The 9,063-nt window shown below is 63.3% G+C and carries 7 protein-coding genes; 4 read left to right on the forward strand and 3 right to left on the reverse strand.

All coding sequences use genetic code 11. From position 1 onward, the window contains the following. Positions 1 to 188 precede the first annotated feature (188 nt). Positions 189 to 1,838: a glycosyltransferase family 39 protein gene (locus GWG67_RS03715; RefSeq protein WP_275167784.1), complete on the forward strand. Its 1,650-nt coding sequence runs from the start codon at positions 189 to 191 to the stop codon at positions 1,836 to 1,838. A gap of 186 nt (positions 1,839 to 2,024) precedes the next feature. Then, entirely contained in the window at positions 2,025 to 2,804 is a 780-nt protein-coding gene (locus GWG67_RS03720) for a class II aldolase/adducin family protein (RefSeq protein ID WP_275167785.1), read from the forward strand. A gap of 218 nt (positions 2,805 to 3,022) precedes the next feature. Here GWG67_RS03720 and GWG67_RS03725 read toward each other — a convergent pair whose 3' ends face one another. The 3 genes from GWG67_RS03725 to GWG67_RS03735 form a co-directional block, all read right to left on the reverse strand. Next, the gene (locus tag GWG67_RS03725; protein WP_275167786.1) at positions 3,023 to 4,417 is read right to left on the reverse strand and encodes a M20/M25/M40 family metallo-hydrolase; all 1,395 of its coding nucleotides are present in this window, start codon (positions 4,415 to 4,417) and stop codon (positions 3,023 to 3,025) included. Between the two features lie 53 nt (positions 4,418 to 4,470). After that, on the reverse strand, positions 4,471 to 5,799 hold the full coding sequence (locus GWG67_RS03730; RefSeq protein ID WP_275167787.1) for a glycosyltransferase family 87 protein: 1,329 nt from the start codon (positions 5,797 to 5,799) through the stop codon (positions 4,471 to 4,473). Positions 5,800 to 6,092: 293 nt separating this feature from the next. Continuing rightward, positions 6,093 to 7,715 (reverse strand): helicase HerA-like domain-containing protein, encoded by a 1,623-nt coding sequence (locus GWG67_RS03735; RefSeq protein WP_275167788.1) that lies wholly within the window; start codon positions 7,713 to 7,715, stop codon positions 6,093 to 6,095. A 345-nt stretch (positions 7,716 to 8,060) separates the two neighbouring features. Here GWG67_RS03735 and GWG67_RS03740 point away from each other — a divergent pair, with 345 nt between their 5' ends. Continuing rightward, entirely contained in the window at positions 8,061 to 8,426 is a 366-nt protein-coding gene (locus GWG67_RS03740; RefSeq protein WP_247399217.1) for a DUF2267 domain-containing protein, read from the forward strand. Positions 8,427 to 8,452: 26 nt separating this feature from the next. After that, a complete protein-coding gene (locus tag GWG67_RS03745) occupies positions 8,453 to 8,860 on the forward strand; it encodes a DUF4332 domain-containing protein (protein ID WP_007608193.1) in 408 nt (135 codons plus the stop codon). Positions 8,861 to 9,063 lie beyond the last annotated feature (203 nt).

Below are 9,063 nucleotides of genomic sequence, written 5' to 3' on the forward strand. Positions count from 1 at the left end.
TTCACATTCCCTTCAGCTACGGCTCGCTACTTTTAAGCTGCTCTGGAGTTGGTCGGATTTGCTGCGTTGCATCAGGAATTAGCCATAATGCCCAATTACTTGCTAATGGAACTGCGCTATAGGGATTCCGGGGAAGTGGCCCGCGCGCACCGGCAGGGCCAAGAGGGGATTCCGGGTCACCAATAGCCATGACATCCATCACGACTTCGGCGATCGACACGCCTCTGCGGCGCTCGGTTGAACGGACTTGCGACGATCTCGCCATGCTGGTGCTGGCTGCGGTCGCCGTCATTGCTGGCTTGACCTTCCGCGACTACGGGCTCGGCTGGGACGACTACACCCACGCCGAATATGCCGACCTGCTGCTGCGCATGTTCGGTTCCGGCTTCAAGGACACCGCGGCACTCTCGTTCGCCAATCTCTACATGTATGGCGGCGGCTTCGACATGGTCGCGGCCCTCCTGCACAAGGTGATTCCGCTCGAGCTGTTCGAGACGCGCCGTCTGGTCGGCGCCGTCGTCGGCGTGATCGGACTTGCGGTGACGTGGCGGCTCGGCCGCCGTATCGGGGGCCCCCTTGCGGGACTTGCCTCGCTCTTGCTGCTCGCGCTGTGCCCGATCTTCTACGGCCACATGTTCATGAACCCGAAGGATGCGCCCTTCGCGGTAGCCATGATCATCCTGATGCTGGGCCTCGTCCGGCTCGCCGAGGAATATCCGCAGCCTTCGCCGCGCACGATCCTGATCGTCGGCCTTGGTGCCGGCCTCTCTCTTGGCACCCGCATCCTCGGCGGCCTTGCGCTGGTCTATGCCGTGATCGGCTTCATGCCGCTGTTCCTGGAGGAACTGCGCAGCGAGGGCCTGCGCGAGTCGATCCGACGCTTCGCCTATGTCGTCTACGTGCTCCTGCCTGGCCTCGTGCTCGGCTACCTCGTGATGGGGCTGATCTGGCCGTGGTCGATCATGGAGCCCGGCAATCCCTTCGAGGCGCTGACCTACTTCTCGCACTTCTTCGAGAAACCCTGGAAGGAGATGTTCGACGGCGCGATCGTATCCGTGCCCGACATGCCCTGGTCCTACCTGCCGACGCTGTTCGCACTTCAGTTGCCCGAGGTGATGCTGGTGCTGATGTTCGGCGCCGTCATCGGCACCTTCGCACTGCTGCCGCGTCGCGAGGTTCCCGCCCGCCGCAAAACCATCCTGCTGATGCTCACGCTCGCAGCGACGCTGCCGCTGGTGATCGCGATGGTGAAGCGGCCGGCGCTGTACAACGGCATCCGCCATTTCGTCTTCGTGATCCCGCCGATGGCGGTGCTCGGCGGAGTCGCCTTTGGCTGGGCCATGGAGCGCCTGCGCGCCAATCACCGTACGTGGCAGCCGGTCGTGCTCGCCACCTTCTGTTTTGGCCTTGCGCTCTCGCTCGCCGAGATGATCCGGCTGCATCCTTATCAATACACCCACTTCAACCACATCGCCGGCACCGTGCGCGGCGCCGACGACCGCTTCATGCTGGATTATTGGGGTCTCGCGCTGAAGCAGGCCTCGGACGAATTGCGCGAGCAGCTGGTCGAACGCCAGGAAGTGCCGCCGCGTAACCGCAAGTGGAAAGTCGCCGTGTGCGGTCCGCAGCGTCCCGCCCAGGTCGCGCTCGGCCCCGACTTCACCATCGGTTGGGATTCCAATGCCGCCGATTTCGCCATGACGCTCGGTGAATTCTACTGCAAGGGCCTCACCGCGCCCGTGCTGGTCGAGATCAAGCGCGACGACGTGGTGTTCGCCCGCGTCTACGACATCCGCGGCAGCAGCATTTCCAGCCTGCTCTCGATCCCTGCGCCGTAAGATTCTTCTCTCCCGAGCCGGAGTGCCGTAGCCCGGATGGAGCGAAGCGAAATCCAGGGACCGGTCCCGCATTCCGCTTCGCTCCATGCGGGCTACGCTGGACTGCCGCGCTTTCAGCGCCTTGCCGCCAGCTACCACCGAGACTACCCTCCCTCCCCGCAACAACGATGTTCGGAGAGATCAGCCATGTCGCCAGCGGAAGCGCGCCTGAAGGAAGTGCCGTCGAACATGACGGAGGCCGAGTGGCAGCAACGGGTCAATCTCGCCGCCTGCTATCGCCTCGTTTCACTCTACGGCTGGGACGATTTGGTCGACACCCACATCTCCGCGCGCGTGCCCGGCCCCGACCATCATTTCCTCATCAACCCCTACGGGCTGATGTTCGACGAGATCACGGCGTCGAGCCTCGTCAAGGTCGATCTACACGGCAACCAGCTCTCCGAGAGCGAGTACAGCATCAACCCCGCCGGCTTCACCATCCACTCGGCGATCCACGAGGTGCGCGAGGACGCGATGTGCGTGCTTCATCTCCACACCCTCGACGGCACCGCGGTTTCGAGCAGCGCCGAAGGCCTGCTGCCGCTGAACCAGACCGCCCAGCTCGTCACCCACGACCTCGCCTATCACGACTATGAAGGCATCGCGCTCGACCACGACGAGCGGCCGCGGCTGCAGAAGGACCTCGGCGACCACAACCACATGCTGCTGCGCAACCACGGCACGATGACGGTCGGCCGCTCGGTCGCCTCGGCCTTCGAGCGCATGTACCACCTCGAGCGCGCCTGCTCGATGCAGGTGCGTACACGCGCGCTGGGCACGCCGGTGTATCCGGTCGACGATGTCGCGATCGACAAGAACACCGAGCTGCTCGCCAACCGCGACCGTGCCGAATTACGCGCGACCAACCTCGTGTGGCCGCCGCTGTTGCGCAAGCTCGACCGCGAGCTTCCGGGATACCGGTCTTGAGATTTTCCGGATTTGGTGTAGGGTAGCGGTCAACGAACCTCTACGCCTTTTGGAATGAAACGCCGCCCAATTCCGGGCGGCGTTTTTATTTGGTGCGCTTCGTAGGGTGGGTTAGCGAAGCGTAACCCACCATGCTTCCGTGATCGCGGGAAGAAGTTGGTGGGTTACGCCCAGCGACTGCGCTTCGCGCAGCCGCGGGGCTAACCCACCCTACGCAGTCACTTCACCTCGGCCAGCGCCGCGAGGATGCGCGCCCAGGAACGGATGCCTTTCTGGAAGCTGCGGAGGTCGTACTTCTCGTTCGGCGAGTGGATGTTGTCGTCGTCGAGGCCGAAACCGACGAGCAGCGAGTCGAGCCCCAGCGTACGCTTGAAGTCCGCAACGATCGGGATCGAGGCGCCCGATCCCATCAGCACGGTCTCCTTGCTCCATTCCTCGGTCAGCGCGGTCTTGGCCGCGGCGAGCGGCTTCATGTTCCAGTCGAGCGCAATCGCAGGCCCGGCAGAGTGGTCGCCGAACTCGACCTTGCAGTCTCCCGGAATGCGCGCCGTCACGTACGCACGGAACGCCTTGCGGATCTTTTGCGGATCCTGCCCTTCGACCAATCGGAATGACACCTTGGCCGATGCGTGCGACGGGATCACCGTCTTCGAGCCCTCACCGATATAACCGCCCCAGATGCCGTTGACATCACAGGTCGGACGCGTGGAAGCCTGCTCGACGAGGAGCCTGCCCTTCTCGCCGGCCGGTATCGATAGCCCAACAGGCTTGAGGAACGTGTCCGGCGTGAAGTCGAGCTTCTTCCACTGCGCGAGAATGTCCGGCGGCGTATCCTTCACCCCGTCATAGAAGCCGGGGATGGTGATACGGTTGTCATCGTCGAACAGCCCGCCGAGAATCTTGGTCAGCACCCGGATCGGGTTCATCGCGCTGCCGCCGAACACGCCGGAATGCAGGTCGCGATTGGCCGCGGTGATCTTGAGCTCCTCGTAGAGCAGGCCGCGCAGCGAGGTCGTGATCGCCGGCGTGTCGCGGTCCCACATGCCGGTGTCGCAGACCAGGACATAGTCAGCCTTAAACTCGTCCTTGTTGGCTTCGATGAAGGGCACGAAGTTCTTCGAGCCGACTTCTTCCTCGCCTTCGATCAGGAACGTGACGTCGATCGGCAGCGATCCCGTCACCTTCTTCCAGGCGCGGCAGGCCTCGACGAAGGTCATGACCTGGCCCTTGTCGTCCTCGGCGCCGCGCGCCACGATGATCTTACGGCCGTCGGCATGGTCGGTCACAACGGGCTCGAACGGCGGACGGTGCCAGAGCTCGAGCGGATCGACCGGCTGCACATCATAGTGGCCGTAGAACAGCACATGCGGCCGGCCGCCCGCGACGCTCTTGCCGACGACCGCGGGATGGCCGGCGGTCGACCTCACTTCAGTCGCAACGCCGAGGCTCGCGATGTCCCTGGCAAGATGCTCGGCCGCTGCCTTGCAATCGGCCGCGAAGGCCGGATCAGCGGAGATCGACTTGATCTGCAACAGCGAGAACAGGCGCTCCAGGCTGTTGTCGAACTCCTTGTCGATGTGGTCGAGCACGGATTGAAGCTGCGCATTTGCCATTGGTCGTATTCCCTGCGTTCGAATCCCAAGACGTCGGGGCTCAAGATGTCTTCTCAAGAACTATCGGCTTTTAGCGCTGCCGCGGCGTCGGGGCCAGCCGCAACCGGCGGATGCCGGATGTGCCATGCGAGACTAGCTGCGAGGATCGCCGTGGCGACGAGGTTATTGCCCCAGGCCTGAAAGACGTTGGGAAACCACGGCAGCGCCAGCAGCATGAGGATGCCGGCGGCGCCAAGGGCGAGCCAGGTTCCCAAGCGCACGTTGGCCCGCTCGTCGAAGGCGGCACGATGCATCAGCACCGTCATCGGGAAGAACAGCCACATGAAGTAGTATTGCCGCGCCAGGGGCGACGCCACCGTCATCAGGCAGAACAGGATGCCGAGCTCCTCGGCGTCCGAGCGCGCCGTACGCCGCGCTTGCCGTGGCATGACCGCGACGAAGCCTAGGCCGAGCAACGCCGACAGCGCCAGCACGATCCAGTTCGCCGTCCTGTAATCGACGTCGATGACATTCATTGTGCGCGGCGGCTTGCTGGGGTCCTCCTGATTGTAGTTGATTGGCCGGACCAGCCGATGCGTGACAGCAATGAGTGACTGGTTCACCCACGACCAGTTCTGCTCGTCGCGCTGGCCAAATCCTTTTTCCGAACTCGACCCGACCATGCCCTGATACCAGGTCTTGACCTCGGCGGCATTGCGCTCGAAGCCGCGAATGGGGCCCGGCACGACATAGAGAAGTATGCCGGTGAAGGCGACTGTCGCGACGGCGGCTCCCCAGTTTCGCCGCCATACCAGATAGGGCAGCACCGCAATGGGAAACACCTTGATGGCGGTGGCGAGCGCGAACATGAAGCCTGCGAGCCAGGAGCGCTGATGCTGCAAGCTCCAGAAGCCGTAGAGCATCATCGCCAGCAGGACGAGGTTCGGCTGGCCAAGATCGAACATGTCGAACACGAAAGTCACGGTGACGAGAGCGGGCAGCGCCTCCAGCCAGGGGCCGGGCCTGCGGCCCGAACCGGTCATGGCATTGGAGAGCATCCCGGTGTACCACCACGCCGCAATATTCAGGATCGACAGCACGCTGTAGAGCGCGATCTTGCCGAACCAGCTCGGGATCGCCAGCAGGATCGCCGGCAGCGGTGGGTAGATGAACTCGAAGTACTCACGGATGTCGCCGGGATAGAGCGGCCCACCCTTCAAGACTTGCTGCCCGGCCCAGTACCACAGGCCGTAGTCCTTGGTCTTGCCGTGACCGAAGATCTCGGGACCAAGGACGTCGGCAGCCAGGATGAAGCAGCAGAGCAGGAAGAGCAGGTCGAGCGGCGCACGTAGCGACAGGCTTCGGAATGCGCCGGGTCGGACTAAAGATTCAGGTGAGGTCACGGTGTGGTCCAGTCAGGGGCCATAGCACCTAGCAGACCGACGGACGCTTGGAGAGTCCTGATCACCTGAATTTGTGGTGTTCAGCTTCGCCCGGCGTGTGGGCAATCGCATCTCAACGCCCGCGGAATCTCGTCATGCCCGGGCTTGTCCCCGGGCATCCACTTTCTTCGAACTGCAAGTGAGGCGTGGATGGCCGGGCCTTCGCCGCGCCGAAGCGGCTTCGGCCGCGCAGGCGGGACAAGCCCGGCCACGATGCCGTGGAGGCTTTAGTGCCTCAAATCTAGCTTGACTGCCTACCTGCGCAGCAAGCCACCGAGCGCGCCGCGGACCAGCGTGCGGCCGATCGAGCCGCCAAGCTGGCCGGCGACCGACTTGCCGATGTTGGCGGCCATCCCCCCGATCACCTGATTGGTGACCGATCGGGTCATGTCACGCGCGATGACCTGGCCCGTGGAGAGGCGGCCGCGCTTGACGTTGGTGCCGAAGATGGTGCCGACCATAGAGCCGATCTGGCCGAGGATGCCGCCGCCTCCACCGCCCGCCGAAGCATCCGCAGTGGCAACCGTGCCGGCAATGCGCTTCTGGATCATCTCGTAGGCGGACTCTGCATCAACGGCGGTGTCGTATTTGCCCTTCACCGGGCTTGCATCCATGATCGCCTTGCGCTCCTCCGGCGTGATCGGTCCGATCCGGGCCGACGGCGGCCGGATCATCACCCGCTCGACCATCGCCGGCGTGCCGTTGCCTTCGAGAAAGGACACCAGCGCCTCGCCCTTGCCGAGCTCCATGATCACCTTGGCAGTGTCGAGCTTCGGGTTGGGCCGGAAGGTCTGGGCCGCGGCGGCGACCGCCTTCTGGTCGCGCGGGGTGAAGGCGCGCAACGCGTGCTGCACCCGGTTGCCCAATTGTCCGAGCACACGATCGGGTACGTCGACCGGGTTTTGCGTCACGAAATAAACGCCGACACCTTTCGAGCGGATCAGGCGCACCACCTGCTCGATCTTGTCCATCAGCGCCTTGGGCGCGTCGTTGAACAACAGATGCGCCTCGTCGAAAAAGAAGACCAGCTTCGGCTTGGGCAGATCACCGGCCTCGGGCAGCTCCTCGAACAGCTCCGACAGCATCCACAGCAGGAATGTCGCGTAAAGCCGTGGGCTCTGCAGCAGCTTGTCGGCGACGAGGATGTTGACCATGCCGCGGCCGTCACGGTCAGTCTTCATGAAGTCTTTCAGCGTCAGCGCCGGCTCGCCGAAGAATTTGGTGGCGCCCTGGTTCTCCAGCACCAGGAGCTGGCGCTGGATGGTGCCGACCGTGGCCTTGGTGACGTTGCCAAAACCCTGCGCCGCCTTCTTGATCTCGGCAAGCGGACTCTCCTCGGCATCCGCCCCCTTCTTGCCGGCATCGGGCACGATGGCATCGAGCAGCGCGCGCAGATCCTTCATGTCGATCAGCGTCAGCCCATTGTCGTCGGCGACGCGGAAGGCGACGTTGAGCACGCCTTCCTGCACGTCGTTCAGGTCGAGCATACGTGCGAGCAGCAGCGGGCCCATTTCCGTGACGGTCGCCCGCACCGGGTGGCCCTGCTCGCCGAAGACGTCCCAGAACACCGTCGAGAACTGGTCGGGCTGGAACGTCAGCCCCATCTCGGTGGCGCGCTTGACGATGAAGTCCGCGGGCACGCCAACCTCGGAGATGCCGGAGAGGTCGCCCTTGATGTCGGCCGCGAACACCGGAACACCGGCGCGCGCAAATCCTTCCGCCATGACTTGCAGCGAGACCGTCTTGCCGGTTCCGGTTGCACCCGTGACGAGGCCGTGGCGATTGGCGAACGCCAGCGTCAGCCATGCCTGCTCGTTTCCTTTACCGACGAAGATCTTGTCGTCGGTATCGCCGAGCTTGCTGTCCTGTGCGGTCATTATTCCCTGATCTCTCTGCCGTGTTTCGCATATCGAAACTCGAATGCACCAGTTCCGTAGTTTAACGCATGTCGTGCGCTGATTGAAACCATTCAACGCGGTCCGGGCATCGACATCGCCGGAAATATGCGGGTGACATCCGCCGAAAGTAGGAACGACGCGTTCGCATCGCGGCATTTCTTTGCCGATTTCATCTCCGCTCTTGCATCGCTGCAACACTTCTCGCGCGTTCGAGAATGAATCGGAACGTTGATGGCGTTCATCGCTTGTATTTCACATCGCACCGGCTCAAGATCATTTTCGAAAGCAATACTCCGGCATGTGAACCGGCTGAGGGGCGGCCATATGGACGAGCTAATCGGGCGGCTGGCGACAAACGCCAGCATAGATAGTGCTGTCGCTGAAAAGACCGTCGGCATTATCCTGGGCTTCCTCCGCAACGAGGGTCCTTCCGACAGCGTCCAGGTACTGATCGACCAGATCCCAGGTGCAGAAGCGGCAATCGAGGCGTCCCGCAGCGGCGGAGGACTGTCGCGGCTGATGGGCGGCGGCCTGATGGCGGTGGGCACGCGCCTGATGGGCCTCGGACTTGGCATGTCCGAGATTCAGAACATCGCCCGTGAACTTTTTCGCTTCGGCCGAGACAAAATCGGAGCGGATCAGATGGGCAAGATCATCGCGGGGACCCCGGGCCTCAGCCAGTTCGCCTGACGCCTGCGCATTTCACATCGAGTATCATGACATATCCGATCTCCGAGATTGAGGGCCTGTCGGCCTTTGCCGCCAACAAGTTGAAGGCGCAGGGTATCCGCACCACCGACGCGCTGCTCGAGGCGGCCTCGACCGTGAAGGGCCGCAAGGCGCTCTCCGCCAAGACCGGCATCAGCGAGCAGTTGCTGCTGGAATGGGCCAACGTCTCCGATTACATGCGCATCCCCGGCATGGGCCGGGCCAAGGTCGGCCTGGTCCGCGCCGCCGGCGTCACCACCGTGCGCGAGCTCGCCTACCGAAATCCGGCAAGGCTCGCCCAGAGCATGCGGGACGCCAACGAAAAGAAAAAGCTGCTCCGCATCCTGCCCTCGGAGAAGTCGGTCGGCGACATCATCGCAAAAGCGAAAAAGCTGCCGCCGAAGATTTCGTATTGATCTAGGGACAAGGCTGGGCAGATAGAGCACCGCTCCTTCCCGGTCATTGCGAGCGCAGCGAAGCAATCCAGAGTCTCTCCGCAGCGGCAGCCTGGATTCCTTCGCTGCGCTCGCAATGACGGAGTGTGGGCAAGAGCATCGCGCCCTCACGGGACCCGGAGCACATTGGGCAACTGGATCGCCCCCAATCCCGCCTTGAATCC

Origin of the sequence: Bradyrhizobium sp. CSS354 (assembly GCF_029051725.1) — a bacterium.
GTDB lineage: Bacteria > Pseudomonadota > Alphaproteobacteria > Rhizobiales > Xanthobacteraceae > Bradyrhizobium.

What these genes read in the sequence shown, in the direction of transcription:
- GWG67_RS03715 (WP_275167784.1), top strand. Translation starts at nt 189, where the DNA reads ATGACATCCATCACGACTTCGGCGATCGACACGCCTCTGCGGCGCTCG.
- GWG67_RS03720 (WP_275167785.1), top strand. Translation starts at nt 2,025, where the DNA reads ATGTCGCCAGCGGAAGCGCGCCTGAAGGAAGTGCCGTCGAACATGACG.
- GWG67_RS03725 (WP_275167786.1), bottom strand. Translation starts at nt 4,417, where the DNA reads ATGGCAAATGCGCAGCTTCAATCCGTGCTCGACCACATCGACAAGGAG.
- GWG67_RS03735 (WP_275167788.1), bottom strand. Translation starts at nt 7,715, where the DNA reads ATGACCGCACAGGACAGCAAGCTCGGCGATACCGACGACAAGATCTTC.
- GWG67_RS03740 (WP_247399217.1), top strand. Translation starts at nt 8,061, where the DNA reads ATGGACGAGCTAATCGGGCGGCTGGCGACAAACGCCAGCATAGATAGT.
- GWG67_RS03745 (WP_007608193.1), top strand. Translation starts at nt 8,453, where the DNA reads ATGACATATCCGATCTCCGAGATTGAGGGCCTGTCGGCCTTTGCCGCC.